Source organism: Labrenzia sp. THAF35, from assembly GCF_009363595.1.
Lineage (GTDB): Bacteria > Pseudomonadota > Alphaproteobacteria > Rhizobiales > Stappiaceae > Roseibium > Roseibium algicola.
Genome location: NZ_CP045380.1, coordinates 764,929 through 790,981, shown reverse-complemented (window position 1 = coordinate 790,981; position 26,053 = coordinate 764,929). Strand labels below are relative to the sequence as shown.

The following is a 26,053-nucleotide window of genomic DNA, read 5'->3' as shown; positions in this document are numbered from 1 at the left end:
AAGGGCTGCAAACCAGCGATGATACGAAGGTTCCGATGCTTGGGGTGAAACCGACATGGATTTTTGGCGGCTGACAGTTGTTGAAGCAGTGGAGATGTTTCGAGGCCGCAGAATGTCTTGCCGAGACTATGTCGAGGCGTTGATTGAAAGATCGGAACGGTTCGTTGACCTGAATGCCTTCACCCAGTTTGCCCCGGAAAATATCCGCAGCGCAGCGCGCAAGGCCGATGAGCACCAGGCGAATGGTGGGTTTTTGGGGCCGTTGCATGGCATTCCCGTCGCCATCAAGGACTGCATCGACATTGCCGGTATGGCGACGACTGCTGCAACGCCAAGCCTGAAAGATCACGTGGTCAACAGGACCGCATCGGTGGTCACGAAACTGGAAAAAGCCGGGGCACTGGTCTTCGGCAAGACCAACATGTACGAGCTCGCCTTCGGCATCACCAGCAACAACGATCACACTGGCCCCGTTCGAAACCCACACGATCCTTCTCGTTCAGCGGGGGGAAGCAGCAGTGGTTCTGCCGCTGCCGTAGCCGCGGGTCTGGTTCCGGCTGCTCTTGGCACGGACACGGCAGGTTCGGTGCGAATTCCGGCATCATTTTGCGGGGTTTTCGGCTTTCGCCCCACAAGTGGCCGCTACAAGACTGACGGTGTCATGCCCTTGTTTCCAACGCGCGATGTGCCTGGTTCATTTGCGCGATCTGCAGAAGATCTGCTGCTTCTGGATGCCGTTTTGTGTGAGCAGAGTGAGCGGCCTGCCATCGACCTTCGAAGCCTGCGGCTTGGCCTTCCCGGAAAGTATTTCCTGTCCGGCCTGGAAAGCGGCGTCGCCCAGGCGTTTGAGGAAACCGTTGACCAGCTTGTCTCTTGGGGTGTCACGGTCGTTGAGGCAGAGATGCCGGAGGTTTCAAGCTGGCTTGGCGAAATGTCAGAGCCAATCCGTGCGTGGGAGCTGGAAAGATCGCTGGAAGAGTACTTGTCGGTTTCTGGCGCTGCCGTCGATGTTCGGTCGCTCGTTGCCGGCATAGCCGGGCAATACGTTCGTGAGGAATTCGACGAGGCTTTGCGTGGTGCGGACGCCAAGGACCTGGCAGCACGATACAAGCATGTGATTTCCGTGTCGCTCCCCCGGTGTCGCAAGCAATACTGCGCGCATTTGGAGCAGTACAAACTTGACGCGATCATTTTTCCAACGACACCGATTGCGGCAACGGCACTGGGTGAAGAAGGGCGTGTCGTCGTTGACGGCAAGGAAGTGTCTGTCTGGAAGACCATGCGCAACACGGTGCCGGCGACATTCTTTGGTGTCCCTGGCGTGAGTTTGCCAATGGCACGAAGTGTTCGCGGAGTACCCGCAGGCCTGGAAATCGATGGGCTACCGGGGGCAGATCGAAAGGTGCTGGCAATCGCGGCGGCGATTGAAGCAATGCAATCGAAGGAAAACGGCATGCGTCGGTAGTAGTTGCCGGTTCCGAAAAGGGCGGCCCGAAGGCCGCCCCTGAAAAGGTTCAGATCTCGAAGCCGCTCTGGCCGGCGATGTTTTTCAAGGCCCGTTCCGGCCGGGCGCCGACGTGGCTGATGACGCTCGCGGCGCACAGGCAGCCAAGTTCGGTGGCTTCCGCGAGCTTGTAGTCGCGGGCAAGGCCGAACAGGAAACCGGAGGCGAACAGGTCGCCGGCACCGGTCAGGTCAACCACGTTGTCGACAGTCTGCGCAGGAACCTTGACGGTTTCCTCGCGGCTGATTGCCATCGCACCGTTCTCGCCGAGGGTCAGGGCGGTCAGGGCACCGGAGTCCCGGGCCGCATTTACCGCACTCTCCAGATCCGATGTTTCGTAAAGGGCCTTCAGCTCGTGCTCGTTGGCGAACATCAGGTCGACGACACCATCGGTCAGAAGGGCTTGAAATTCGCTGCGGTAGCGGTCGACACAGAACGAGTCGGACAGGGTGATCGCCACTTGACGCCCGTTTGCATGCGCGATTTCCGCAGCTTTCAGGAACGCCTTCTTGGCGTCTGCCGGGTCCCACAGATAGCCTTCCATGTAGGTGACGGCTGCGGCGGCAACGACTTCCTCGTCAACATCGGCGATGCCGAATTCGGTGCATGCACCCAGATAGGTGTTCATCGTGCGTTCGCCGTCCGGCGTGATCAGGATCATCGACCGGGCGGTCGGCTTGCCTTCCTTGAGGCGGGGCGTGTTGAAATAGACGCCGGTGCCGTTCATGTCGTGATAATAGCTATCGCCCAGTTCGTCCTCGGCAACCTTGCCGAAATAGGCAGGGCGTCCGCCGAGCGAGGCAATGCCAGCCGCCGTGTTGCCGGCGCTGCCGCCGGAAATGCGGACGGTCTGTCCCATTTTGTCGAACAGGCGTACTGCCTCGTCGGTGTCGATCAGGCGCATGGAGCCTTTGACGAGGTTTTCCTGAAGCAGGAAATCCTCTTCGACATGGGCGAAGACGTCGCAAATGGCATTGCCGATGCACAGGGCATCAAATCTTGTTTCAGTCATAGAGTTCCTCTGGTGGTGTCGGGTAGCCGCCGTTACGAGTAGGGATTGGGCCGGAGAGCACGGTTGGATTCCGGCTCCCTGATCTTGTCCCTGAACGGGCTTGCCCGGTAGACGCCGAGCATGTTCAGCTCGGCACAGAAGAAGGCCAGCTCCTCGAGCGCCAGGGCCACCTTCGGATCTTCCGGATGGCCTTCGACGTCCGCATAGAACATCGACGCGAAAAACTGCCCTTCAAGCTGATAGGATTCCAGCTTGGTCATGTTGACCCCGTTGGTGGCAAATCCTCCCAGGGCCTTGTAGAGCGCTGCCGGGACGTTGCGAACCCGGAAGATGAAGGTCGTGATGACCGGCTGGCCGTTGTGCGCGGCCTCCATCTTGTCGCGCGAGAGAATGACGAAGCGGGTCGTGTTGTGCGCCTCATCCTCCACATCCCGGCGCAGAATGTCCAGACCGTAGATTTCGGCGGCCATTTCCGGCGCAAGGGCGCCGACGCTCGGATCACCCAGCTCGGCGATCTGCCGGGCGGAGCCCGCAGTATCGCCGCCGACGACGGCCGTCAGGCCGAGTTCACGGATCACGTTCCGGCACTGGCCAAGGGCATGCACATGGCTTTGCACCTTTTTCAGGTCTTCGATCTTTGCGCCCTTGACCGCCATGAGCTGAAACCGGATCGGCATGAAATATTCGCCGATGATGTGCAGGTCCGATTTGGGCAGCAGATGATGAATGTCCGCGACGCGGCCGGCAACGGAGTTCTCGATCGGGATCATGGCAAGGTCTGCCGACCCGTCGGCCATGGCCGAAAAGCAGTCCTCGAAGGTGGCGCAGGGGATGGCTTCGTAATCGGGATAAACGCTCCGGCAGGCCATGTGCGAGTTGGCACCGGTTTCTCCCTGGAACACGATTCTTTTTCTGTCGGTCATATGTCTTTCCGCCTTTCGGCAGTCTTTCGTCAGTTTGTCTGATAGGCCGCCCGGGCTCGTTCCAGATCTTCGGGCGTGTTCACGTCCATCGGCGCGCTGTCGATGACGGAGGCATCAATCCGCATGCCCGCTTCCAGGGCCCGCAACTGCTCCAGCTTTTCACGCTGTTCCAGCGGCGAAGGCGGCAGCTGGACGAATTTCGCCAGGGCTGCCCTGCGGTAGGCATAGATGCCGATGTGGTGGTAGTACGGGCCGTCACCGTGCGGGGCGACGGCCCTGGTAAAGTAAAGCGCGCGATGATGGCCGTGGCCGTTGGGCGTGGTGACTGCCTTGACGAAATTCGGATCGTCCCGGAAGGCGGTATTGGTGAACTCGGTCATGATGGTGCCCAGGTCGACATCGGCAATGGCGAGCGGTGCAAAGGCCGCCCGGATGGCTTCCGGTGCGATCAGCGGTACATCGCCCTGCACGTTCAGGATGACATCGTGCTTTCCGTCCGGATCGATCAGTCCCGCTGCCTCGTGAATGCGATCGGATCCGGAGGCGTGGTCGGCACGCGTCATGACCGCCTTGCCGCTGTGATCCTGCACCGCTTCGAAAATGTCCTTGTCGTCACAGGCAACGGCCACCGGACCGATATCCGCGTTGCGAGCCTGTTCCAGAACACGCACGATCATGGGTTTTCCGCAGATGTCGGCAAGCGGTTTGCGCGGCAGTCGGGTGGCAGCGAGGCGGGCCGGGATTATCACAAGAGCAGCGGTCAATCGGGTCTCCATGGAGCCGGACGGGCGGAAGAAATGCAAAAAAACACGTGCCGCGTCCGTTTGTCGTATCAGATGCCCTTTTAAAGCTATGGACAGCAAGGTCAAAAAATTTGTAGGTTCCGGCAAAATTCGAAAAGCTGATAGGGGTCGCAGCGACGCTGCGGGCCCGGACGCGTATGAGCTTGGAGCCGGAGAGAATGGATTCCTTCACGCTGAACAAGGCCGCTGGTGCGGTACTGATGGTTCTGATTCTGACTATGGGTGTCGGCATTGTCTCCGACATCATCTTCCATCCGACGATCCCGGGTAAACCGGGTTATGAAATCGTCGTGGCGTCTGCAGAGGATAGCACCTCGGAAGTCGGCGCGGTTCCGGAAGTGGTGCCGATCTCCGAGCGTCTGGTCGAAGCATCTGCTGAAGACGGCGCGAAGGTGGCCAAGAAATGCGCCGCCTGCCACGACTTCACGCAGGGCGGTGCCAACAAGGTTGGCCCGGGTCTTTGGGATGTCGTCGGCCGCAAGCCGGGTTCCCACGAAGGTTTCGGCTATTCTTCCGCAATGACCGCATTCGGTGAAGAAAATCCGGAGTGGACCTACGAAGAGCTGGATCACTTCCTGGAGTCCCCGAAGAACTTCATCTCCGGCACCACGATGGGTTTTGCCGGTCTGCGTAAACCGGAAGACCGGGCAGACCTGATTGCCTACCTTCGTGAACAGGCCGATTCGCCTGCACCGCTGCCGACCGAGTAAAATCTCGTCGACATCGCAGACGTGACTTGAATTGTAGAGAAGCCGGGTTAGCTACCCGGCTTTTTTATTTGATTTATAAGAAAAATTAACAAATCTTACGTTACGTAGTTCTGTTGAAAGTGGGCTAAGGTCGGGCAAGGACCCTATGGGCATCAACTTGACGAGGAATGTATTTTCTAAGTCGAATGGAACGTGGATCGCTTCCATCGTTGCTGCCGTCTGTTTTCTCGCTGGTATCGCCGTCACTGCGCACGTCGGTCAACTGGTCCGCAACGAACTTGTTTCCCAGCACAAACGTCAGGCCGTCGCCTCGCTCTCCGAAGCGCGGGCGCGCCTTGAAGGCGAAATCAACCGGACAGTGGCCCACGGTCTCGGGATCCGGGCCTATGTGTCCCAGTTCGTCGAACAGCCATTCGATATGGAAGACTACCGAGAAATCGCGGTCGAACTGATCGAGGAAAATCCGTCCATCCGCTCTATCGGCCTGGCACCCAACAACATTCTTCGCGCGGTGTTTCCGCTGGAGCCAAACCAGGCGGCGCTCGGTCTGAACTACCGCATGAACACGGCGCAGTGGCCCGCAATCCAGCAGGCGATGGTGACGCGTGAAGTCGTTATTGCAGGCCCACTGGAACTTGTGCAGGGGGGCAGGGCCCTCCTGATCCGAATTCCCATCTTTCCAGCCAGCTTCCTTGGGCAAGCGCTGAAGGAGCGCAGTTACTGGGGTGTCGCCACCCTGGTGCTGGACGAAGAGGGCATGATGAAGACTGCCGGCATCACGGATGTCATCAACGGCATCCGCATCGGCCTTGTGAACCGGAGCGCGGTTGCCTCCAACAACATGATTTTCGGCAGCCAGTCTCTCCTTGAAAAGGACCATGTGTCCCTGCCTCTGCATCTTCCCGGCGGTCTGAACTGGGAGCTTGTCGGCCTTCCGGAGGCCGGCTGGTCGAGCACGGGCAACCAGGTCTGGATCACGCAACTAGTCGGCAGCCTGATCTCGCTCGTCTTTGGCGCCATGGCGTTTCTGTTGATCAGCGAGGTCTACAAGGTTCGCTCCATGGCGCTGCATGACCCGCTGACAGGACTGGCGAACCGGCGCCTGCTGGAAGACCGCATGCACCAGCTTGCCGCCATGTGCGAGCGCAGTGGCGCGGGCTTCGAGATTTTTTACGTCGATCTGGATGCCTTCAAGCCGGTCAACGACAACTATGGTCACGCAGTTGGCGATCAGCTTCTGATCGAGGTCGGGCAGCGGCTGCAGAACCAGATCCGGCAGACGGATACCGTCGCCAGGGTCGGTGGCGACGAGTTCATCGTGTTGACGCCAGGCAACATGCGGCGCCAGGAGAAGGACACCTTTCTCAATCGACTTGGTGAGCGTGTGACCGAGGCTTTCGAGTATTCGGGTGCCCGTATCGACGTGAAGGCCAGTATTGGTTCTGCAAGCTATCCCGGCGATGCCGCTACGGTGGAGGATTTACTTAGGGTTGCTGACGGTAGAATGTACGCGCAAAAGGCAAAGTCCAAGAGAAATTCACAGGATATTCCCGGAAACGGCCTCCCCCAGACAGGTTAAATTTCTGTCATCTCGGCAGCCAGCAGGTGACGCAGGGCCAACAGGTCCCTACACTGATTCTCTAAACCCGTGATTTGGGTTCAGGAACCGGAAGGGGACGGAGAAGCCGATGGTGTTCAAATGGCATGTAGGGAAGCGGGCCGCAGCTGGGCTTGCACTGGCAAGTGTGGTGGTGATGTCGGGGATCGGATCCGTACCGGCTGTCGCGGCTGAACCGGAATGGCATCACGCGGCCGCCCTCAACGGAACACCCAAATACGGCGCCGATGCCAAGCATTTCGACTACGTCAATCCCGATGCCCCCAAAGGCGGCACGGTTCGGCTAGCCGCCAGCGGCGGTTTCGATACGTTCAACATTCTGGCGCAGAAGGGCAATATCGCCCCTGGCATCCTGAATATCTACGAAAGCCTGATGGAGCCCTCTCTGGACGAAGAGGACATCAGTGCCCAATACGGTGTCCTGGCCGAAGCGGTCCGCTTTCCCGACGACTATTCCTGGGTCGAATATAGGCTCAACCCGGATGCAAGGTGGCATGACGGCGAGCCGGTAACCGCCGACGATGTCATCTGGTCGTTTGAAAAGTCCATCGAGCTGGACCCGCAGCGCAAGTACTACTTCCAGAATGTCCAGAAGTCCGAGATTGTCGGCGATGGCACCGTGCGTTTCACCTTTGATGTCAGCGGAAACCGCGAGCTTCCCAAGATCATGGGCCAGCTGACTGTCCTGCCCAGACACTGGTGGGAAGGCACGAACAGCAAGGGAGAACAGCGTGACATCTCCCGCACCACTCTGGAGCCGCCACTCGGTTCCGGTGCCTACAAGATGAAAGAGTTCTCGCCCAACCGTCAGGTGATCTACGAGCGCGTGCCGGACTATTGGGGAAAGGACCTGCCGATCCGCGTCGGAACCGATAATTTCGAGGAGATCCGTTACATCTCCTTCCTCGATGATTCCGTGCAGTTCGAAGCCTTCAAGGGTGACCAGTACGACTTCCATACCGAGCGCAGCTCGAGCCAGTGGGCCAAGCGCTACGACTTCCCAGCCATCAAGGATGGCCGGGTGGTGAAGGAAATCTTCCCGGACAAGTCCAGGGGCGTCATGCAGGGGTTCTTCCTGAACCAACGCCGTGAAAAATTCCAGAACCCTGATGTCCGTCAGGCATTGAACTATGCCTACGATTTCGAAACCACCAACGAGATCGTTTCCGCCAATCTTCTCAAGAGGGTCAATTCCTATTTCGCCGGCACGGAGCTGGCATCCAGCGGTCTGCCGCAGGGCAAGGAGTTGGAGATCCTGGAGGAAGTGCGGGACATGGTGCCGCCCGAAGTCTTCACGGAAGAATTCAAGAACCCGGTTGGCGGCAATCCGCAGAACGTGCGCGCGAACCTGCGTGAAGCCGTCAAGTTGCTCCGCAAGGCCGGCTATGAGTTGAAAGACCGCAAGATGGTCGATCCGAAAACCGGCGAACAGCTCAGCATCGAATTCCTCTACCGTGACAAGGCCAGCGAACGCACTCTTCTGCCGTATTCGCAGAACCTGGAAGCCATCGGCATCAAGCCGATCCTGCGTCTGGTCGATACGTCGCAGTTCGTCAATCGTGTCCGCAGCCGTGATTTCGACACCGTGGTCCTGGCGATCGGTCAGTCCCTGTCGCCCGGAAACGAGCAGCGGGAGTACTGGGGGTCTGAATCTGCTGATAACGAAAGTTCGGCCAACTATGCCGGCATCAAGAACCCCGCGATCGACAAGCTGATCGACAAGGTCATCTTTGCCGAAGACCGGGAAACGCTGGTGGCTGCCACCCGCGCGCTCGACCGCGTGTTGCTGTGGAACCATTATGTGGTGCCGCAGTTCTATTCCGACGAAACTCGCACGGCACGCTGGAACCGCTTCGGCCATCCGCAACAGATGCCGGAATACAGCACCGGGTTCCCGACCATCTGGTGGTACGACGAGGCCCTGGCCGCCAAGACGGGAGCCGCGCGATGAGTGGGGCTCTGACGACTTCCCGGCGCCGTTTCCTGCAAATGAGCAGCGCCGCGGCGTTTGCGTCGGCAGCGCCCTGGCCGGTGTCCACGGCCTTCGCGTCACAAACCGCCTATCCGGACGGCCCCGTTCACGGCCTGTCCGTGTTCGGCGACCTGAAATACGGACCGGACTTCACCCAGTTCGACTATGTCAACCGGCTGGCTCCGAAAGGCGGGACCTTCTCGTTTCAGGCGCCTTACTGGTACTTCAACCAGAATGTCCTGACCTACAACACTTTCAATGCCTTCATCCTGAAAGGCGATGCCCCGCCCCGCATGGAGCTGTGTTTCGACACCTTGATGGTGCGCGCTTACGATGAGCCGGACGCGGTCTACGGCCTGCTGGCGGAAACGGTAAAGGTGTCGGAGGACGGCAACGTCTTCACGTTCAGTCTGAGGCCTGAAGCCAGATTTCACGACGGCTCCAAACTGACTGCAGAGGACGTCGCCTTTTCGCTTCTGCTTCTGAAGGCCGACGGTCACCCCATGCTCAGCCAGCCGTTGTCGTCATTGAAGGACGCGGTCATTCTGGACGACCACAAGGTCGCGCTGCAGTTCGACGGCTCGCAGTCGCGCAACCTGCCGCTCGTCGTTGCGGCCGATTATCCGATCTTCTCCAAGCGGTATTACACCGCCTACGATTTCAAGCAATCGACCCTGACACCGCCCCTGTCCTCCGGTCCCTACAAGGTCGGAAAACATGCCGTCGGTCACTATGTCGAATATCACCAGGTCGAAAACTACTGGGCAAAGGATCTCCCGGTCAGGGTAGGGCACTGCAATTTCGCGGTTATACGGGTGGAGTTTTACCGCGAACGCCAGACGGCATTCGAAGCCTTCAAGAAGGGCGGGACGTTCTACCGCGAGGAATTCACGTCCAAGAACTGGGCAACGGAGTACAATTTTCCGGCTGTGGAAGAAGGCAAGGTCATCCGCCGCGAGTTTCCCGATGGCCGGCCGTCAGGGGCGCAGGGTTGGTTCATCAACACCCGGCTCGACAAGTTCAAGGACCCGCGCGTGCGCGAGGCTCTTGGATACGCCTTCGATTTCGAATGGTCGAACCAGAACCTGTTCTACGGGCTTTATACGAGAACCCAGTCCTTCTTCGAAAACTCCGACATGAAGGCCGAGGGGATGCCCTCGGCCGCGGAACTTGCTTTGCTGGAGCCCTTCCGGGACCAGTTGCCGGAGGCTGTGTTCGGCGAAGCGGTGATGCAGCCCGTCAGCGATGGATCCGGCAATGACCGCAAGCTGCTGAAACGGGCGAGCGAACTTCTGGCCGAAGCCGGGTTTACCCGGAAGGGGACCGACCTGATCGGCCCGGACGGAAATCAGCTGACGATCGAGTTCCTGAACAACACCGCCGCCTACGAACGGATCGTCAATCCGATGATCAAGAACCTGGAACGGCTCGGCATCAAGGCGAGCCTGCGGATCGTGGACCCGGCGCAATATGAGGCCAGGCTCAACGACTACGACTTTGATATCGCCAGCCGCAGGCTCAGCCTTTCGCCGACACTGTCGGACACCATTCGCGAGATGTGGGGCTCCAAGGCGGCGACAATTCCGGGCACCTACAACACATCCGGCATATCCAGCCCGGTTGTCGATGCGCTGATCGACAAGGCCATCGCGGCGACAACGCGCGATGAGATGACCAACGCGGCGCGGGCCCTCGACCGCGTGTTGCGGGCCGGTCATTACTGGATCCCGCAATGGTTCAAGAACGTCCACACTGTTGCCATGTGGGATGTCTACGGCTTTCCCGAAGAAACTCCGCGCTACTTCTTCCCGGTTGAAGAACTGTGGTGGATAGACAAGGAAAAGGCGGAAAAACTCGGCAAAGCCGGGTAATATTTCCAGCGAAACCTCGGGCCCGCTCCAGAAGGCCAAGACAAAAGGGACTGCACACACTCCATGGGCGCCTACATCCTCCGCCGCTTGCTGCTGATGATACCGACGCTGGTCGGGATCATGGCAATCAACTTCGTCATCATCCAGTTTGCGCCAGGTGGTCCGGTCGAGCGGGTTATTGCCCAGTTGCAGGGAACGGACGTTTCGGCGACATCACGCATCAGCGGTGGTGGCAGCGACATGCTGGGGGGCGGCAACGACGCCTCCGGTGGCAGTGGTGGCGCAACTGCAGACTCGGCCAGTTCGAAATATCGCGGTGCCCAGGGGCTTGACCCGGAATTCATCAAGGAACTGGAAGCGCAGTTCGGTTTCGACAAGCCGCCGCTGGAACGCTTCCTGAAGATGCTGGGCGACTATGCCCGCTTCGATTTCGGCGAAAGCTATTTCCGCGACATCAAGATCATCGATCTGATTGCCGAAAAACTGCCGGTTTCAATCTCGCTCGGCCTCTGGATGACGCTGATATCCTATGCGGTGTCGATACCGCTCGGGATCCGCAAGGCCGTTTCCGACGGTTCGCGGTTCGACGTCTGGACCTCCGGTGTCATCGTCGTGGCTTACGCCATACCGGGCTTTCTCTTTGCGGTTCTCTTGATCGTGCTTTTCGCCGGCGGGTCCTTCTGGGATATCTTTCCCTTGCGGGGGCTGGTGTCTGACAATTGGGAACAGCTCTCGTGGCCTGCCCGGATCGCCGACTATTTCTGGCACCTTGCCCTGCCCTTGACGGCCATGGCTCTGTCGGCCTTTGCCACCACCACCTTGCTGACCAAGAACTCGTTCCTGGATGAAATTCGCAAGCAATACGTGATCACCGCAAGGGCAAAGGGACTGACGGAAAGCCAGGTGCTTTACGGACATGTGTTCCGCAACGCCATGCTGATCGTGGTGGCCGGTTTCCCGGGGGCCTTCATCTCGTCCTTCTTTGCCGGCTCGCTCCTCATCGAGACGATCTTCTCGCTCGATGGTCTGGGATTGCTCAGTTTTGAATCGGTGATCAACCGCGACTATGCGGTTGTTTTCGCAACCCTCTACATCTTCTCGCTCATGGGCCTTCTGGTGAACCTCATTTCCGACCTGACCTACACCTGGATCGATCCGCGGATCGACTTCGAAAGCAGGGAGGTCTGATCGATGGCGACCGATTCAGACAGTGATGCAGGAAGTGCAAAATACGAGACCGGCAGTGGCGGACATGAGGCTGGCGGATATGAAGCCGAAAGCCGCGAGCGGTCCAGGGCGGCCTACTTCGAGGCAGCTGTAACGGATGATCGCGAAGCGTTTGTCGTCCCGGCAAAGGGTTCCAAGGCACGCCTCTCGCCGATAAACCAGCGGCGACTGGTGAACTTCAAGGCCAACAGGCGCGGATATTGGTCGCTTTGGATCTTCCTGGTGCTGTTCGTCATGGCCATGCTGGCAGAATTCCTGACCAACGACCGGCCGATCCTTGTTTCCTACAACGGCGAATTGCTGGCGCCGGTCTTCGTCGATTACCCGGAAGAAAAGTTCGGCGGCTTCCTGGCGGTGACCGACTACCGCGATCCGTTCATCCAGGAAGAGATCAGCGCCAACGGCTGGATGCTGTGGCCGCCGGTGCGTTATTCCTACCGATCGGTCAACAATGACATTCCGGTCCCGGCACCTGCACCTCCCTCCTGGACGATGGACAAGGAAAAGCGTTGCTCGCGCTATCCGCTTGGCGCGGAAGACCCCAATTGCGTCATGGGCAACTGGAACTGGCTCGGTACGGACGACCAGGGCCGGGATGTGCTTGCGCGTCTCGTCTACGGCTTCCGGATTTCCGTGCTGTTCGGCCTGGCGCTGACGCTGGCATCCTCCGTCATCGGCATCGCGGCAGGGGCCGTGCAGGGCTATTATGGCGGCTGGACCGATCTCCTGTTCCAGCGTTTCATCGAGATCTGGACAGCGGTGCCGACGCTTTACCTCATCCTGATCGTGTCGTCGTTTCTGGTGCCCGGCTTCTGGACGCTTTTCACCATTCTGCTGGCATTTTCCTGGGTGGCGCTTGTGGGTGTCGTGCGCGCGGAATTCCTGCGCGGCCGGAACTTGGAATACATATCCGCAGCCCGGGCACTCGGCGTTTCCAATCCGGTGATCATGTGGCGGCACCTGCTTCCCAACGCCATGGTGGCGACGCTTACCTTCATGCCGTTCATTCTCAACGGTTCGATTTCCACCCTGACGGCGCTGGATTTCCTTGGCTTCGGCCTGCCGCCAGGGTCGGCATCACTTGGCGAACTGCTGGCGCAGGGCAAGAACAACCTTCAGGCGCCCTGGCTCGGGATCACCGGCTTCATGGTCATTTCACTGATGTTGAGCCTGTTGATCTTTATCGGCGAGGCAGTGCGTGATGCGTTCGACCCGCGCAAGAGTCTGGGGTGAGGAACACAAGATGACAAAAGAAACGCTCCTCTCCGTAGAAGACCTGTCCGTCGCCTTTTCCCAAGGCGGCAGCAAGAACCTTGCCGTCGACCGGATCACCTTCGACATCAAGAAAGGCGAGACCGTCGCACTGGTGGGGGAAAGCGGCTCGGGTAAGTCCGTAACCGCTCAGTCGGTCCTGCGGCTTCTGCCTTATCCCGCAGCCTCGCACCCCTCCGGCAGGATCCTGATGAATGGTCAGGATCTTCTGGCGGTTGAGGAAGCCGAACTGCGCAAGGTGCGCGGCAACGGCATCTCGATGATTTTCCAGGAACCGATGACCTCGCTCAATCCGCTGCACTCGGTGGAAAAGCAGGTTTCGGAAATTCTGAAGATCCACCGGGGCATGAGCGATACAAAGGCACGTGAGCGCGTGCTGGAACTGCTCAACCAGGTGGGCATCCGCGATCCTGAAAAACGTCTCAACTCCTATCCCCACCAGCTTTCCGGCGGCCAGCGCCAGCGCGTGATGATTGCCATGTCGCTGGCCAACGAACCGGATCTGCTGATCGCCGACGAACCGACCACGGCGCTCGACGTCACGGTTCAGGCGCAGATACTGGAGTTGCTGAAGGACCTTCAGCGTCGCCACGGCATGGCAATGCTGTTCATTACCCACGATCTCGGGATCGTGCGCAAGTTCGCCGACCGGGTCTGCGTGATGACCAAGGGCAAGATCGTCGAGCAGGGACCGGTTGCCGATATCTTCGACCGGCCGCAGCACGCCTACACCAAGCACCTTCTCACTGCGGAGCCCAAGGGCGAACCACCGGCGACGGACAAGAGCAAGCCGATTGTCGTTCAGGCAGACGATCTGAAGGTGTGGTTTCCGGTCAAGCGGGGCTTCCTGCGCAAGACCGTCGACCACATCAAGGCGGTGGACGGAATCGATGTGGAAGTGCGGCAGGGCCAGACGCTCGGGATCGTCGGCGAAAGCGGATCGGGCAAGACAACACTCGGGCTTGCGATCCTGCGCATGATTTCCTCCACCGGGCGGATTGCCTTCAACGGTGCCGAAATCCAGAAGAATTCCTGGAAGGAAATGCGCCCGCTGCGCCGGGACATGCAGATCGTGTTTCAGGATCCCTTTGGTGCGCTGAGTCCGCGCATGTCGGTGGCTGAAATCGTCGGTGAGGGCCTGCAGGTGCATTTCCCCGGTATTTCGGCCGATGAGCGCGACCGCAAGGTCGCCAAGGCCCTAGAGGAAGTCGGGCTCGATGCGTCCACCCGGCATCGCTATCCGCATGAATTCTCAGGCGGCCAGCGTCAGCGCATCTCCATCGCACGGGCCATGGTTCTTGAGCCGAAGTTCGTCATGCTGGACGAGCCGACTTCAGCCCTCGACATGAGTGTCCAGGCCCAGGTGGTCGATCTGTTGCGAGATCTGCAGAAGGCGCACGGTCTTGCCTATCTGTTCATTTCCCACGACCTGAAGGTTGTCCGCGCCCTGGCCAACGAGGTTATCGTCATGCGGCAGGGCAAGGTGGTGGAACAGGGCGCCTCCGAACAGATCTTCGATGCGCCCCGGACTGATTACACCAAGGCCCTGATGGCTGCCGCCTTCCGCCTGGAAGCCGCACCGGAAGGTGTGGTGAGCGCGTAATCCTGTTGGACCGGGCAGGGCACATGCGCTGCCTCGTCCAAAGGTGTGCCGTCTGCCGGTCTCGACGGACGGACAGTGCACTCGCTTGAGCCGTTATTCTTCAGTAGCGGCGCGGGCGTCCGTACAGCGCGGCAGGCCACCATCGACGCCGTTCTTGCCTTCGGCCATCTGTTCTTCAAGATCGACGTCGCGCAGCAGTGGTATGTAGCCGCCCAGCTCATCCGCTTTCAGATAGGTGCTGACGAGGATACGCGCGGGCCGGTGCTCGAAAGCAAGGCAGCCGTCGACGCCGACTTCCATATTGCCTTCGATCTTGTCCCGTTCCGCCTTGTCCATTGTCAGAAGGTACGTCTGAAAGGCCTTGAAGGCAGGGATCCTGTCGCCCGGTAGCCGGTAGATCACAATCCGCCGGCCTTCCTGCAGTTCGGCGCTCAGCTCCGCCCGCTCGGCTTTGGACGATACGCGGACGAAAGCAAGTTTCTCCTCCATAACCAGCTTGCCGGTCTTCTTGTCCTTCACCGTCAGCATCATGCGTGCTCCGCCTTCCGGGATACGGATGCTGGCCGGATATCTGACGGCAACCCGCAAGCCTGCCGGGTTGGTTTTCAGAATGTCGAAGTTTGCCAGTTTGACCATGGTGGCAACTGGAACATGACTGCATGCAGCCAAAAGAAACAGGGGCAGGCAAAGCATAACCGCAAGCAGCGAGCGGCTTGAAAAGGGGGGCGACATGGGAAGTGCGTTTCGATCCGAAGACAGGAGAGTGTGATTGTCCATCGCAGGGGCGGGCAAGGTCTGGGGAGACCGTGCCCGCTTCCCCGGTCATGAACAGGGCGGGATCGAGCTCTCAAGGTCGTTGCGGCTTGAAGCCTGCGTGTTTCGCAGGTCGAAATTCTCCGCCAGAGCCACGAAGGTCTCCAGTTCCGATGTCTTAAGATAAGTCGAAATCAGCATTTCGCCAGTGTCGGCCGCATCGAGCTTGCAGCCGGTGACGTCGATCGACAGGGATCCGCCAATCGATTGCTGACGAGACTGGGGCATGGCCAGATACTTGGCCTGCAGTGCTCGCAATTCAGCCACCTGTTTTGCCGGGATCCGATACACAGTCACCACGTTTTCCGGTGCCTCCGCACGCACTTCAGCTGCCTGTTCGCCGGTTGTGGTCCTTTGCAGCTCGATCCGCTTTTCCTGGACAACGCGCCCGGTTTCCTTGTCGGACAGGACAACATGAACCGTTGCGGCTCCATCCGGAACCTTCATTCTGTCGGGATGACGGACCGCGAGCCGGAAGAAGTCCGGGTCGGTCGTGGCGGGATTGAACCGGTCGAGTGGGTCCGCAAAGGACGATGCGGTGCCAAAGGCCGTCAGAAAAAGAGCAATAAGAAGGGTTCTCGCGCGCACCCGAGGGTTCGCGCCGCAAGACGACAAAACAGACATGTGGAGTGGCTCCAATTTAAGTTGCAGCGATTAATTATCGTAAAACGATAAAAAATAAAAGCAGAATATATATGCCGCGCACACGGCATCAGGCCTTTGGCTGGTCGTAACCAAAGGGGAAACTGGGAATTCCAGCTGAAAACTTTGTGTTTTGAATGTCCTGCAGGCGGTGACCGGCCGTGTCAGCGTTCCGGCATCGACCAGTCGTCCGGCTGTTTCTTGCGTTCGCGCAGCCTGAGGGCAAGACCGATTGAAACGCCAACGCCGATGGCGACGGTCAGATCGATCAGGACCGTCAGGATCAGCGTGGTCAATAGCAACATGCGGTCGGCCATCGGGGCGCTCAGATAGGACTTCCACTTGTGCGGTTCGCTCATGCTCCAGGCTGTGAGAACCAGCAAGGCCGCCATGGCGGGCAAGGCAAGGTATCCGGCCAGGGGGGCGGCAACCAGCATGATCAGCAATATGGCAAGCGCATGCACCAGCCCGGATACCGGCGTCTTGCCACCGGCACGGACGTTTGTGGCCGTGCGGGCAATGGCACCGGTGGCCGGAAGGCCGCCAAAAAGGGCAGACGCGATATTGGCGGTTCCCTGTGCCAGCATCTCGGCGTTGGGGCGGTGGCTTCCTTCGATCATCCTGTCAGCCACCATCGCGGACAGAAGTGATTCCACGCCGGCAAGGAACGCGATCACGATGGCGGAGGGAAACAGCTCCACGACCCGCTCGACAGTGACGCTCGGCAGCGCCGGAAGTGGCAGCGTGTTGGGCAGGGCACCGAAGCGCGAGGCTATGGTCTCTACCGGCAGGGTGGCCAGAACGACAGCCAGCGAGGCCAGTGAGACGGCAACGATCAGCCCCGGAAAGGCCGGAGCCATCCGGCGCAGAGTGACGATCATTACCAGCGTGACCAGGGCAAGTCCGCTGGCCGCCAGCGAAGCAGTGTCACGTGCCTCCCAGAGAACGGGAAGTTTTTCCAGAAAGTCCGCCGGTACCTCGGAGATCTGAAGGCCAAAGAAATCCTTGATCTGGCTGGAGGCGATGATGATCGCGATGCCGATGGTGAACCCGTTGACCACGGCTTCCGGCACATAGCGGATCAGCCTGCCGATCCGGAAATACCCGCCGATCAATAGCAGTATGCCTGCCATGAAGGTTGCCAGCACCAGCCCGTCGTACCCGTGATCGGCAATGACGCCGTAAACCACCACGATGAAAGCGCCGGTTGGCCCGCCAATCTGCACCCGGCTGCCGCCAAGTAGGGAGATGAAGAACCCGCCGACAATCGCCGTCACCAGCCCTTTCGCAGGATCGGCCCCCGAAGCAATGGCGATCGCCAGGCTGAGCGGCAAGGCAACCATGGCAACGGTGATCCCGGCGACGAGGTCGGCACGGAAGAGCGGCAGGGAATAATCCTGCAATGTGGTAACGATCTTGGGGAGCCGCATGAAGGCACCGGAGAAGCAGTAAGGAAGGATGTGGACACAGTCTTCCGCACTGCACGCCCAAAATCAACTGTTTGTTGAAACGGGCATCCCGCGGCGCTTGGTCACGGCGTAGGTCTCCCGCAAAGGACTGAGTTAACGGGGGTTTTTAAATACAGCCCTTAAGGGTGCGGCGCGTGTGTTCTAGCAGACCCAGCACGTTCCAAAAAAGCCGTTCTTCTTCTGGTCCTTGTCAATCGACCGGCGGGTCTTGGAGATAAAAACTTCGATCCAGTAATAGTTATTCAATTGGCAATGTTTTTTCAAAAACAACTCCGTTTTGCTCAGTTACTTTTTTAATTTGTTCATGTTTCTCAGCTCCTATCTCTATTTGCGAAGAAATCGTGCAGTACCAGCTAATTTCATGTTTTTTGTATGAGAATGCTGATTTCAATAGATTGGCAGATTCAGAAATATTATTTTTGCTTAGTTCGACAAGCGATTTATTAAAAAAATATAATGCTTTCAAGTGATTGTTATTCTTCCACCAAAGACCAGAGTTCAATAGTTTTTTCGAGAGTCTTTCGTTTCCTTGTAGGCCCTCTATCAGTCCCCAGTTTAGCAAGGCCGTTGGCTCCGCACCTCTTTGCGCTATTTCGGCTTTGAGCAAATCTGAAGCTAATTGAACTTCATCTATCATTGTCAATATGAAGGCGGTGCTAGTTCTATTAGGGGAAGCTGGTGTAACCCTTCTGAAGAAAGGAGTCTTCCTAAGCGCGAGCAAAGAAAGTGAAGCAAATATTATAGCAAATATTGAACTGATGATGGGAAATAAATTTTCATATTCTATGTTCCGAAAGTTTGTTTCAGAGGAGTACTCATGTCCAATGGAGTTTGAACTAACTAACGATATTTTTGGGTTCTCAACAGTTGTGCCGCTGGCAACCAAAGATAAATAAAATTTGTCATCGGGTCTAAGCTGTTTTGCGGTTACTGTTATAGAATTCGTATTAACTTCTGTTGAGATTTCAGAAACTAGGTAGTCTTGAGCTGAAATAGAGTGTCTTTCAATTTTTGCGCCGTCTCCGTATCTGAGGGTGAATACAACATCCTTTGATACTTCGCCTCCTGTGTTGAGTACAGAAATATTTGCGATCGCAAATGAAGTATCATCAACACTAATACTGGATTCTTCAAGAACTCGGTAGTTTATATCTTCAGGCGCGCTCTCCAAAAGTATTTTTGATGCATAAACTGCAGCAAATGTTCCGGCGATTGTTATTACGAGCGTGATTATTCCACCGACAATTATTCTAACAGTGTTCATAGTATTGCCTTCCGAAAAGGTCTTAATTATCCGACCCAGCAAGTCGCGAAGAAGCCGTTCTTCTCCTGGTCCTTGCCGATGGAACGACGGGTCTTGAAGCCGATCAGGCCATCGGCGCCGCCAACGTCATGCCCCAGTCCCTCAAGCCTCTGCTGAAGGTTCCGTACCGCGCCTCTGGTTGTTTCCTTCATCGGTTTCCAGTCGCCGACAAAACCGCTGTTGTTGCCATACCTGTCCGCCAGGTGACCGACGAAGAGCGCATAGGTGTCGCTCTCGTTGTAGTCCTTGATGACGTAGAAGTTTTCCGTGGCAATGAAGGCTGGGCCGTAGCGGCCGGCAGGCAGCAGGATGTTCCCCGGCCGGTTGACCTCGTTGGCCGGAAAAGGCTTGCCGCTGACGCGCTTGACGCCTTCACGCACGAAGTCGGAAATCTTCTGGCGGTTGTCCGGACCTTCCCGCGTACATGAGACGTTGTCGGGAAGATGGACTTCATATCCCCAGTCGCGGTCAGCTACCCAGCCATGTGCCGAGAGATAATGGGCAATGGAGGCCATCGTGTCGATGTCGGAGGTCCAGATGTTGCGCTTGCCGTCACCGTCGAAATCGACCGCATACTTCCAGAAGGAAGACGGCAGGAACTGTGGTTGACCCATGGCGCCTCCCCAGGAACTTTTCATGCCCTGCCTGGATACATCGCCATTTTGCAGGATCTTCAATCCGGCGATCAATTCGCCTTTGAAGAAGTCCGGCCTCTGGCCCATGAAGGCCTGCGTCGCCAGTACGCGGATCGCGTCATAGGGGATCTTGGCCCCGCCATAGCCCGATTCCCTTGCCCAGATGGCCAGGATGATCCGGCTGGGCACACCGTATTTCGCTTCGATCCGCGACAGCACGGCCGCGTGTTTCTGCATCAGCGATCGCCCGCGTGGCACCAGGGCGTTGAATTGGCTGTCCCGGAAGTAGCGGCTTGGGGAACCGAACTCGGCCTGAAAGTTGATCTTGGGCGGCGTGCCCTTGCCGCCCGGCCCGACCAGCCCCGGCAGGGAGGTGTCGGGTGTCAGACCTTTCAGTTCCCGGTCGAGAGTTGCCTGGGAGATGCCTTGCTGGCGCGCCGCCGGAGCAACTTCTGAAGACAGGAACTGCCGGAATTGGGCATCATACTGGCCCGCGTTGGCGGGCAGGAATGTAACGGCGAGGCAGCTCAGGGTCGCAAGAACAAGCTTCGGCAAACGGCAGATCACATCGGGCTCCCGGATCACGACAGGTCGGGGCAGCCTAACATGTTCCGGGTCTTCGTCCGACCGTGCTTAAAGCTCTGTCCAAGCCAAATTGCGCCCGGCCTGGCTCATCAGCCAGGATTTCTCGAAGCGGTACCAGCTGCCGCCGCGTCTCTGGTCATGATGGCGGGAAATCGGTGCGGCCATCAGATGGCACATCAGCAAGGTGCCGACGGCGCCATGACCGACGAAAAGGACCGGGTCTTCCTCGGGAATGTGGCGCAGGGCGCTTTTGACACCATTGACGATCCGGTCCTGGGCGTCGATCGCACGTTCCCAGCCGCGAACGGAATGATGGGGATCGGCAAAGAAAAGATCTGCGGTCTGCTCGAACTCTTCTGGTGGCAGAAAGCCGGTCGCACTCCGGTCGTTCTCGTGCAGGAACGGAAGCGACCGCTGAAAGACGCGGAGGCGGCCGGAGAAGACCTGCGCGGTATCAAGCGCCTTCTTTTCGGCACTGGAGATTACCTGTCGGATGTCCTTGGCAAACGGCAGGACGGTGGCTTTCGCCGCACGCTCCCGGCCCGTATCCGACAGGCCCCACTCGGGAACGGGAACGTCCGGATCGATCAGGACTTCCGGATGGGTCAGGTACGCGCACCAGGTCATCAGAGCGTTCCGTCGAGCCAGCCCTTGATCAGTTCAAAGGCGATGGAAATCGAAGGTGGTATCTTGTGGCCCTCGGGATGCGTATCGGCCAGCATTTGCCGCACTTCGTCCCGGTCGCACCACTTGCAGGCTTCAAGCTCGTCGTCCTCGATGGCGATGTCGAAGGAGGTTGCCTTGCCGATACAGCCGAGCATCAGGTTCGCCGGAAACGGCCAGGGCTGGTTGGCAATCAGACGAACGTCGCCAACAATGATCCCGCTTTCCTCCAGCGTTTCGCGCCGCACGGCCTGTTCGATTGTTTCTCCCGGTTCCATGAAACCGGCGAGGGTGGTGTAAATGCCCTCCGGAAGTCGGGCCGGGCGGCCCAGCAGGGCCTTGTCTCCGCTCTCGTCGGTAATCAGCATGATCACACAGGGGTCTGTGCGCGGAAAATGCTGGCCGCCACAGGACGGGCAATCACGACGGTATCCGGCTTCGGACAGATGGCTTTTCTCGCCGCAGCGCGAGCAGAACTGATGCGTGCGATGCCAGTGGATCAGGGCGCGGGCCTGGGCAAGTGCGCCCATGTCCTGCGGTGCAAATGCGTTCTGCAGGGCAAGGGTGCGCAAGTCGATAAGCTGAAGGTCCGTGCGATCCGCAAGGTCTTCGTCTGTCGCGGGCAAGGCCGTTGCGAACAGGGCTTCGCCGTTTTCCGGGCGCAGTCCCAGGAAAATCATCTCCTCCCGCACGGCTCCGAGCGAAAGCGCGACCTCCAGACGATGCCCGGCGGCAAGGTTTTCGCCCGCGGCAAAGACCAATGTCCGGTCCGTTGAAAGCACGATGCGCGTATCGGGCTTTTCCAGAAGACTTGCCAGATAGGCGGTATCGCCACGCCGTGTCGATTGCCGGTCAAGGGTGTTGCCGAGGAAACTCATTTCCATGGCCAGGGAACCGGCGGGGTTGGCGTTCATGTCAAAGTCCTTGGAAGAGAAAGGGGCGGGAGGTCAATAGGTGCTGGTTCTTCACGTAGTGCATTTTCCAGTTCGGAGAAACCGCTTCCTGCCGGTGCCGCCGATCACATCTGAATGCAGATTGAAACAGGTACGAGGCAGGATGTTGGACCGGTCCGGCAATCAGTCGTCGTCACCGGCAAGGGTATCCCGCAACTTCTCGATCAGGGTTTCTACCCTGTCGTGGGAATACTCCTGCGCCGGAACCGCACCCCAGACCGGCCCGGGCCAGGCCGGATCGTCCCGGTAACGGGCGATCACATGGACATGCAGTTGGGACACCTGATTGCCGAGAGCGCCGACATTCAGCTTCTCGCAGTCGGTCACTTCGCGCAGCACCCGGCTGGCCAGGGCGATTTCTCGCATCAACTGCATCTGGTCGGCCTCCTCCAGATCGATGATCTCGACGAGGTCCGACTGGCGCGGAATGAGCAGCAGCCAGGGATAGTTGGCATCTTTCAGCAGACGGACGGTGCACAGCGTCAGATCGCTGACGAAGTAGCTGTCGCCTTCGAGACGGGCATTGAGGGCAAAGGATGACATGAAACACTCCGGGCAGAATTTCCCGAAGGCTACACGCTTCGTGGCGGGTTTGGGAGTGTGATTTCCCGGCGAACAAAAAACCGTGTTGCCCTCTTGCCAAACCCCATCCTTCTTCTGATATAAGGCCCTCGGGAGGTTGGTGGTGGACGAGCCACTCGCCAACCGGGTCAGGTCCGGAAGGAAGCAGCCCTAACGAGCCTCGGCACGGGTCGCCGTGCCAGCCTCCCACCCTATCCAAAGCATCAGCTTTACCAAAAAGCACCGCCGGTTCTCCGCGGTGCTTTTTTGTTTTTCGGGCTCGAGCTCTCCGCATCTCAAATCGACAAGTTGACTTATCTGGTACATTGGTACCATGATAACAAGATGGAAAAATCAGTTGAGCGCGTTCAAACCGGTGTGCGCCTGGAAAAACGGTTGCTGAAGGTCCTGAAAGGGCTCGCCGAACATCTGGACATCAGTCTTGGCGACCTGATCGAGGGCATGGCGCTGCATGCTTTTGAGAACAAGCCGCCGTTTTCGAAGGAGACGCAGGACAAGATCCGGCAACTCAAGAGCGTTTACGACCTCGATCTGAGCGCGGCCGACAGCCACAAACTGAAGGATGAAACAAATGCCGGAGCTTAGGGATTACGCGCAGCTTTCCGATCGCTTCGAAGCTCGCCAGCTGGATGCAAAAGGCTTCAGCCATGTGGACCATATCGGCGTTGCCTGCCAGATGCTGCAGAAGTACGAGTTTCTGGAAGCGGCTTGCCGATATGGCAACGCCTTGCGTGGCCTCGCCTCCAGAGCAGGCGTGCCGGAGAAGTACAACACCACCATCACCCTGGCCTTCCTGGGCATCCTGTCGGAGCGGATGGCCGAGACGCCGCATGAAACCTTCGGCGAATTTCTTGCCAAGAACCCGGATCTCAGCTCAAGGGCGTTGATGGCAACGTGGTATTCGGACGCGCGGCTTGGGTCGCCAGGCGCAAGGCAACGGTTTTTGTTGCCGGACAGATATCAGGGCTGAGGAAATCGGATAACTACCGCGGTTTCCTGCTCAGGCGCTTGGCGTTTGCGCGGACACGCTTCGCATAGGGCCGCGTGCCCTTTGCCGCGATTGATTGCCCACCCAGCCAGTACCGCTGAAACGACGTCATTCCATCACGTAGCAGCGCCCTGTTCATGGCAAGCGCGCTTTCCGTCGCAGCTGCAGCCTTTTCACTTATCATCCGATGAAGCTCCGGATTGGTCCAGGCCGTGCCCGCCGCAAGGTTTGCGGTCCAGTTCTGGCAGCGCAGGGCGATGACGACAGGCGCCTGGAACCAGAGGCTGAACAGGTCGTACGAGAGTTTTCCAGACATATCGTCTCCCTGATGAAAACCGGCTGAAAATAACGGCCGGCAGTTACTCAATGCGTGGCTTGGGCAAAGGGTTCCCTGAAGGTATTGCGGCCCGGGGCAGTCCGACGCACAAAAACTTTCAAAAGCCCGTCCCACTTTCCGAAAAAATGGTTATGGTGCGGCTCATGGACGAGACAGGCTTTTCCGAAAGTGACGGCGGGCAGACGCCGGGGTTGATGGCGGATCAGGGCGCGGTGAAACCGGCGACCGACGATGGTGCTTACCGCGTTCTTGCGCGCAAGTACCGGCCGAAGACGTTTGAGGATCTGGTCGGCCAGGAGCCGATGGTGCAGACGCTGGAAAATGCGTTTGAAACCGGGCGGATTGCGCAGGCCTGGATGCTGACCGGGGTGCGCGGTGTCGGCAAGACCACCACCGCCCGCATCCTCGCGCGGGGCCTCAATTACGAAGTGCCGGGCGTTGCCGACAAGCCGACGGTGAAACTCACGCAGGAAGGCACGCACTGCAAGGCCATCATGGAAGGCCGCCATGTCGACGTCATCGAGATGGACGCCGCCTCCCACACCGGCATCAACGATATTCGCGAGATCATCGATGCGGCCCGCTACCGCCCGGCAACGGCGCGCTACAAGGTCTACATCATCGACGAAGTGCACATGCTTTCGAACGCCGCCTTCAACGGTCTGCTGAAGACCCTTGAAGAGCCGCCGGAGCACGTGAAGTTCATCTTCGCGACGACGGAGATCCGCAAGGTGCCGATCACGGTCCTGTCGCGCTGCCAGCGTTTCGACCTGCGCCGGATCGAACAATCCAAGCTGATCGGTCTGCTGCGCCGGATCTCCGATGCCGAGGGCATCCAGATTTCCGACGAAGCCCTGATGCTGATTGCCCGTGCGGGGGAGGGGTCGGCGCGCGATTCCCTGTCCCTGCTCGATCAGGCCATGGCCCATGGCGCCGGCGCCATCGAGGCGGAAGACCTGCGCCAGATGCTGGGTCTTGCGGACCGTGCCCGGGTGATTGACCTCTTCGGCCACATCATGGCCGGCCGGATCGAGGACGCCCTGGGCGAACTGCAGGCGCAATATGAGGTCGGTGCGGATCCGGCCATCGTGCTGACGGACCTGGCGGATTTCACGCATCTTGTCACGCGCATGAAGGTTGCGCCGAAATCGGCTGACGAAGCGTCGGTGACCGAAGCTGAACGGGCGCGCGGCCGGGAGTTTGCAGAGCAGATTTCCGTTCGGCTTCTGTCCCGCGCCTGGCAGATCCTCTTGAAGGGTGTTCAGGAAGTTCAGGCCGCGTCCAAGCCACTGGCCGCTGCGGACATGGTGTTGGTGCGCCTTGCCTATGCCGCGGACCTGCCGGATCCGGGCGACCTGATGGCACAGATCAAGAATGGCCAGAACCCGTTTGGCGGTGCGGCACCATCTGGTGGTGGCGGAGCACCTGCCGGTGGTGGCGGTGGTACATCCGCCATGGCTGTCGGCATGAACTACGCGCCCGGCAGTTCGGGCAGTGGCCCGACCATGCAGGCAAGCGCCCGTCCTCAGCTCTCGGCCATCCAGGGCGGCAGGCCCGCGCCTCAGGGAGTGCCGCAAGCCGCGCCCGAACCGCAGGCTCAGCCGGCCTATAATCTCAAGAGCCTCTACGATTGCGCCGCCCTTGCCTCCGAGAAGGGCGACATTCCGTTCAAGGTCAAGATCCAGCGACTGATGCGTCTGGTGAAATTCGAACCCGGCAAGATCGAGATCCAGCCGACGGACGACGCCCCGGCCGATATCGCCGGCGAGTTCGGCCGCAAACTGACCGAATGGACCGGACAGCGCTGGTTTGTCGTGGTTTCCCGCACTCAGGGACGCCCGACCATCCACGAGGAGCAGGAGGCCAACCAGCAGCAACTCCTGTCCGACGCGAAGTCGCACCCAACCGTTGCTGCCCTGCTGGCGCAGTTCCCGGGTGCCCGTGTTGTCGACGTGAAGGTTCAGGTCACCGAAGAAGACGACGCTGCTCTGGCTGACCCGATGGTCAGCGATCCGCTCCTGAGCGAAGCGCTCGGGGATGACGAAGACGATTGATCCGCGCTTCTTGTTCTTCTAAATGCAGTTCCCAGATAGGTAAGGTCGCGGAAATCCGCGCCATGTGAGGGTTTGGAAGGAGTCGTTCCATGGATTTCCTCAAGATGATGAAACAGGCCAAGCAAATGCAGGAGCAGATGGGCTCGCTGCAGGAGCAGATCGTTGAGATAGAGGCCGAAGGCTCGGCTGGTGGCGGCCTGGTCACCGTGCGTCTCAACGGCAAGAGCGATCTGAAGTCGCTGTCGATCGATCCGTCTCTTCTGAAGGAAGAGGAAAAGGAGATCCTCGAGGATCTGCTGATTGCCGCCCACACCGAAGCCCGTGCCAAGGTCGAGCAGGCAATTCAGGAAAAGACCCAGGAACTGATGGGTGGTCTGGGCCTGCCCGCCGGCATGAAACTGCCGTTCTGATACCAACTGAAGTGCGTGGCGGCCGTAAGGGCTTCGCGCCATGCCTCGTAAGCCGGCCTCTTGGTTGCTTCCTGGAAATCAGTGGAGCGATCCGGCCGGTTTGA

General features: G+C 58.9%; 24 protein-coding genes and 1 other RNA gene. 13 read left to right on the top strand and 12 right to left on the bottom strand.

Annotated elements, in window-relative coordinates; translation table 11 throughout:
* The first annotated feature begins 112 nt into the window (after window positions 1-112).
* Window positions 113-1,465, top strand: coding sequence for an amidase family protein (locus FIU93_RS03680; RefSeq protein WP_173017258.1), 1,353 nt, complete (start codon window positions 113-115; stop codon window positions 1,463-1,465).
* 49 nt (window positions 1,466-1,514) lie between these two features.
* Here the strand turns inward: FIU93_RS03680 and FIU93_RS03675 are convergent, their stop codons facing one another.
* The 3 genes from FIU93_RS03675 to FIU93_RS03665 are packed head-to-tail and all read right to left on the bottom strand — an operon-like array spanning window position 1,515 to window position 4,215.
* Window positions 1,515-2,516 (bottom strand): adenosine kinase, encoded by a 1,002-nt coding sequence (locus FIU93_RS03675; RefSeq protein WP_152504844.1) that lies wholly within the window; start codon window positions 2,514-2,516, stop codon window positions 1,515-1,517.
* A 32-nt stretch (window positions 2,517-2,548) separates the two neighbouring features.
* Complete coding sequence (locus FIU93_RS03670) at window positions 2,549-3,439, bottom strand: prephenate dehydratase (RefSeq protein ID WP_022999063.1); 891 nt, start codon at window positions 3,437-3,439, stop codon at window positions 2,549-2,551.
* A 29-nt stretch (window positions 3,440-3,468) separates the two neighbouring features.
* Window positions 3,469-4,215, bottom strand: coding sequence for a 3-deoxy-manno-octulosonate cytidylyltransferase (locus FIU93_RS03665; protein WP_152504843.1), 747 nt, complete (start codon window positions 4,213-4,215; stop codon window positions 3,469-3,471).
* A gap of 185 nt (window positions 4,216-4,400) precedes the next feature.
* On the opposite strand from FIU93_RS03665, the gene FIU93_RS03660 reads away from it, so the two are divergent.
* From FIU93_RS03660 to FIU93_RS03630, 7 genes are all read left to right on the top strand, one after another.
* Complete coding sequence (locus tag FIU93_RS03660) at window positions 4,401-4,952, top strand: cytochrome c family protein (RefSeq protein ID WP_022999061.1); 552 nt, start codon at window positions 4,401-4,403, stop codon at window positions 4,950-4,952.
* 157 nt (window positions 4,953-5,109) lie between these two features.
* Complete coding sequence (locus FIU93_RS03655; RefSeq protein ID WP_209010277.1) at window positions 5,110-6,531, top strand: diguanylate cyclase; 1,422 nt, start codon at window positions 5,110-5,112, stop codon at window positions 6,529-6,531.
* 109 nt (window positions 6,532-6,640) lie between these two features.
* Window positions 6,641-8,521 (top strand): extracellular solute-binding protein, encoded by a 1,881-nt coding sequence (locus FIU93_RS03650; RefSeq protein ID WP_152504841.1) that lies wholly within the window; start codon window positions 6,641-6,643, stop codon window positions 8,519-8,521.
* Entirely contained in the window at window positions 8,518-10,413 is a 1,896-nt protein-coding gene (locus FIU93_RS03645; protein ID WP_152504840.1) for an extracellular solute-binding protein, read from the top strand. Before FIU93_RS03650 ends, FIU93_RS03645 begins: the two co-directional genes overlap by 4 nt.
* A 63-nt stretch (window positions 10,414-10,476) precedes the next feature.
* Window positions 10,477-11,601, top strand: a complete 1,125-nt coding sequence (locus FIU93_RS03640) for a microcin C ABC transporter permease YejB (protein WP_022999057.1) — start codon at window positions 10,477-10,479, stop codon at window positions 11,599-11,601.
* Window positions 11,602-11,604: 3 nt separating this feature from the next.
* Window positions 11,605-12,873: an ABC transporter permease gene (locus FIU93_RS03635; RefSeq protein ID WP_209010276.1), complete on the top strand. Its 1,269-nt coding sequence runs from the start codon at window positions 11,605-11,607 to the stop codon at window positions 12,871-12,873.
* A gap of 10 nt (window positions 12,874-12,883) precedes the next feature.
* Window positions 12,884-14,515, top strand: coding sequence for an ABC transporter ATP-binding protein (locus FIU93_RS03630; protein ID WP_055659277.1), 1,632 nt, complete (start codon window positions 12,884-12,886; stop codon window positions 14,513-14,515).
* A 93-nt stretch (window positions 14,516-14,608) separates the two neighbouring features.
* Here the strand turns inward: FIU93_RS03630 and FIU93_RS03625 are convergent, their stop codons facing one another.
* From FIU93_RS03625 to FIU93_RS03590, 8 genes are all read right to left on the bottom strand, one after another.
* The gene (locus tag FIU93_RS03625) at window positions 14,609-15,151 is read right to left on the bottom strand and encodes a hypothetical protein (RefSeq protein WP_152504839.1); all 543 of its coding nucleotides are present in this window, start codon (window positions 15,149-15,151) and stop codon (window positions 14,609-14,611) included.
* Between the two features lie 186 nt (window positions 15,152-15,337).
* Complete coding sequence (locus tag FIU93_RS03620) at window positions 15,338-15,952, bottom strand: hypothetical protein (protein WP_152504838.1); 615 nt, start codon at window positions 15,950-15,952, stop codon at window positions 15,338-15,340.
* Window positions 15,953-16,134: 182 nt separating this feature from the next.
* On the bottom strand, window positions 16,135-17,400 hold the full coding sequence (locus FIU93_RS03615; RefSeq protein ID WP_022999052.1) for a SulP family inorganic anion transporter: 1,266 nt from the start codon (window positions 17,398-17,400) through the stop codon (window positions 16,135-16,137).
* Between the two features lie 277 nt (window positions 17,401-17,677).
* The gene (locus tag FIU93_RS03610; RefSeq protein ID WP_152504837.1) at window positions 17,678-18,703 is read right to left on the bottom strand and encodes a hypothetical protein; all 1,026 of its coding nucleotides are present in this window, start codon (window positions 18,701-18,703) and stop codon (window positions 17,678-17,680) included.
* Window positions 18,704-18,729: 26 nt separating this feature from the next.
* Window positions 18,730-19,944, bottom strand: coding sequence for a lytic murein transglycosylase (locus FIU93_RS03605; RefSeq protein ID WP_031268687.1), 1,215 nt, complete (start codon window positions 19,942-19,944; stop codon window positions 18,730-18,732).
* A gap of 66 nt (window positions 19,945-20,010) precedes the next feature.
* Window positions 20,011-20,589, bottom strand: coding sequence for a histidine phosphatase family protein (locus FIU93_RS03600; protein WP_152504836.1), 579 nt, complete (start codon window positions 20,587-20,589; stop codon window positions 20,011-20,013).
* Window positions 20,589-21,539, bottom strand: coding sequence for an NAD(+) diphosphatase (gene nudC, locus FIU93_RS03595; protein ID WP_062490841.1), 951 nt, complete (start codon window positions 21,537-21,539; stop codon window positions 20,589-20,591). The genes FIU93_RS03600 and nudC overlap by 1 nt, the downstream gene beginning before the upstream one ends.
* 162 nt (window positions 21,540-21,701) lie before the next feature.
* The gene (locus FIU93_RS03590; RefSeq protein ID WP_022999048.1) at window positions 21,702-22,121 is read right to left on the bottom strand and encodes an HIT family protein; all 420 of its coding nucleotides are present in this window, start codon (window positions 22,119-22,121) and stop codon (window positions 21,702-21,704) included.
* Between the two features lie 131 nt (window positions 22,122-22,252).
* Here FIU93_RS03590 and ffs point away from each other — a divergent pair.
* The 3 genes from ffs to FIU93_RS03575 all read left to right on the top strand — a co-directional run bounded on the left by ffs (window position 22,253) and on the right by FIU93_RS03575 (window position 23,130).
* Window positions 22,253-22,350: signal recognition particle sRNA small type (gene ffs, locus FIU93_RS03585), an RNA gene on the top strand.
* A gap of 134 nt (window positions 22,351-22,484) precedes the next feature.
* Window positions 22,485-22,745: a hypothetical protein gene (locus FIU93_RS03580; RefSeq protein ID WP_152504835.1), complete on the top strand. Its 261-nt coding sequence runs from the start codon at window positions 22,485-22,487 to the stop codon at window positions 22,743-22,745.
* Entirely contained in the window at window positions 22,732-23,130 is a 399-nt protein-coding gene (locus tag FIU93_RS03575) for a hypothetical protein (RefSeq protein WP_152504834.1), read from the top strand. Before FIU93_RS03580 ends, FIU93_RS03575 begins: the two co-directional genes overlap by 14 nt.
* Window positions 23,131-23,143: 13 nt before the next feature.
* Here the strand turns inward: FIU93_RS03575 and FIU93_RS03570 are convergent, their stop codons facing one another.
* Window positions 23,144-23,464, bottom strand: coding sequence for a hypothetical protein (locus tag FIU93_RS03570; RefSeq protein ID WP_152504833.1), 321 nt, complete (start codon window positions 23,462-23,464; stop codon window positions 23,144-23,146).
* A gap of 215 nt (window positions 23,465-23,679) precedes the next feature.
* Here FIU93_RS03570 and FIU93_RS03565 point away from each other — a divergent pair, with 215 nt between their 5' ends.
* The gene (locus tag FIU93_RS03565) at window positions 23,680-25,539 is read left to right on the top strand and encodes a DNA polymerase III subunit gamma/tau (protein WP_208997855.1); all 1,860 of its coding nucleotides are present in this window, start codon (window positions 23,680-23,682) and stop codon (window positions 25,537-25,539) included.
* A gap of 89 nt (window positions 25,540-25,628) precedes the next feature.
* Complete coding sequence (locus tag FIU93_RS03560; protein WP_006935456.1) at window positions 25,629-25,949, top strand: YbaB/EbfC family nucleoid-associated protein; 321 nt, start codon at window positions 25,629-25,631, stop codon at window positions 25,947-25,949.
* Window positions 25,950-26,053: the final 104 nt, after the last annotated feature.

Bases quoted from the DNA above. Each gene is read 5' to 3' on its own strand.
- FIU93_RS03680 (WP_173017258.1), top strand. From the start codon at position 113: ATGTCTTGCCGAGACTATGTCGAGGCGTTGATTGAAAGATCGGAACGG.
- FIU93_RS03675 (WP_152504844.1), bottom strand. From the start codon at position 2,516: ATGACTGAAACAAGATTTGATGCCCTGTGCATCGGCAATGCCATTTGC.
- FIU93_RS03670 (WP_022999063.1), bottom strand. From the start codon at position 3,439: ATGACCGACAGAAAAAGAATCGTGTTCCAGGGAGAAACCGGTGCCAAC.
- FIU93_RS03665 (WP_152504843.1), bottom strand. From the start codon at position 4,215: ATGGAGACCCGATTGACCGCTGCTCTTGTGATAATCCCGGCCCGCCTC.
- FIU93_RS03660 (WP_022999061.1), top strand. From the start codon at position 4,401: ATGGATTCCTTCACGCTGAACAAGGCCGCTGGTGCGGTACTGATGGTT.
- FIU93_RS03650 (WP_152504841.1), top strand. From the start codon at position 6,641: ATGGTGTTCAAATGGCATGTAGGGAAGCGGGCCGCAGCTGGGCTTGCA.
- FIU93_RS03645 (WP_152504840.1), top strand. From the start codon at position 8,518: ATGAGTGGGGCTCTGACGACTTCCCGGCGCCGTTTCCTGCAAATGAGC.
- FIU93_RS03640 (WP_022999057.1), top strand. From the start codon at position 10,477: ATGGGCGCCTACATCCTCCGCCGCTTGCTGCTGATGATACCGACGCTG.
- FIU93_RS03635 (WP_209010276.1), top strand. From the start codon at position 11,605: ATGGCGACCGATTCAGACAGTGATGCAGGAAGTGCAAAATACGAGACC.
- FIU93_RS03630 (WP_055659277.1), top strand. From the start codon at position 12,884: ATGACAAAAGAAACGCTCCTCTCCGTAGAAGACCTGTCCGTCGCCTTT.
- FIU93_RS03625 (WP_152504839.1), bottom strand. From the start codon at position 15,151: ATGGTCAAACTGGCAAACTTCGACATTCTGAAAACCAACCCGGCAGGC.
- FIU93_RS03620 (WP_152504838.1), bottom strand. From the start codon at position 15,952: ATGTCTGTTTTGTCGTCTTGCGGCGCGAACCCTCGGGTGCGCGCGAGA.
- FIU93_RS03615 (WP_022999052.1), bottom strand. From the start codon at position 17,400: ATGCGGCTCCCCAAGATCGTTACCACATTGCAGGATTATTCCCTGCCG.
- FIU93_RS03610 (WP_152504837.1), bottom strand. From the start codon at position 18,703: ATGAACACTGTTAGAATAATTGTCGGTGGAATAATCACGCTCGTAATA.
- FIU93_RS03600 (WP_152504836.1), bottom strand. From the start codon at position 20,589: ATGACCTGGTGCGCGTACCTGACCCATCCGGAAGTCCTGATCGATCCG.
- nudC (WP_062490841.1), bottom strand. From the start codon at position 21,539: ATGAACGCCAACCCCGCCGGTTCCCTGGCCATGGAAATGAGTTTCCTC.
- FIU93_RS03590 (WP_022999048.1), bottom strand. From the start codon at position 22,121: ATGTCATCCTTTGCCCTCAATGCCCGTCTCGAAGGCGACAGCTACTTC.
- FIU93_RS03580 (WP_152504835.1), top strand. From the start codon at position 22,485: ATGGAAAAATCAGTTGAGCGCGTTCAAACCGGTGTGCGCCTGGAAAAA.
- FIU93_RS03575 (WP_152504834.1), top strand. From the start codon at position 22,732: ATGCCGGAGCTTAGGGATTACGCGCAGCTTTCCGATCGCTTCGAAGCT.
- FIU93_RS03570 (WP_152504833.1), bottom strand. From the start codon at position 23,464: ATGTCTGGAAAACTCTCGTACGACCTGTTCAGCCTCTGGTTCCAGGCG.
- FIU93_RS03565 (WP_208997855.1), top strand. From the start codon at position 23,680: ATGGCGGATCAGGGCGCGGTGAAACCGGCGACCGACGATGGTGCTTAC.
- FIU93_RS03560 (WP_006935456.1), top strand. From the start codon at position 25,629: ATGGATTTCCTCAAGATGATGAAACAGGCCAAGCAAATGCAGGAGCAG.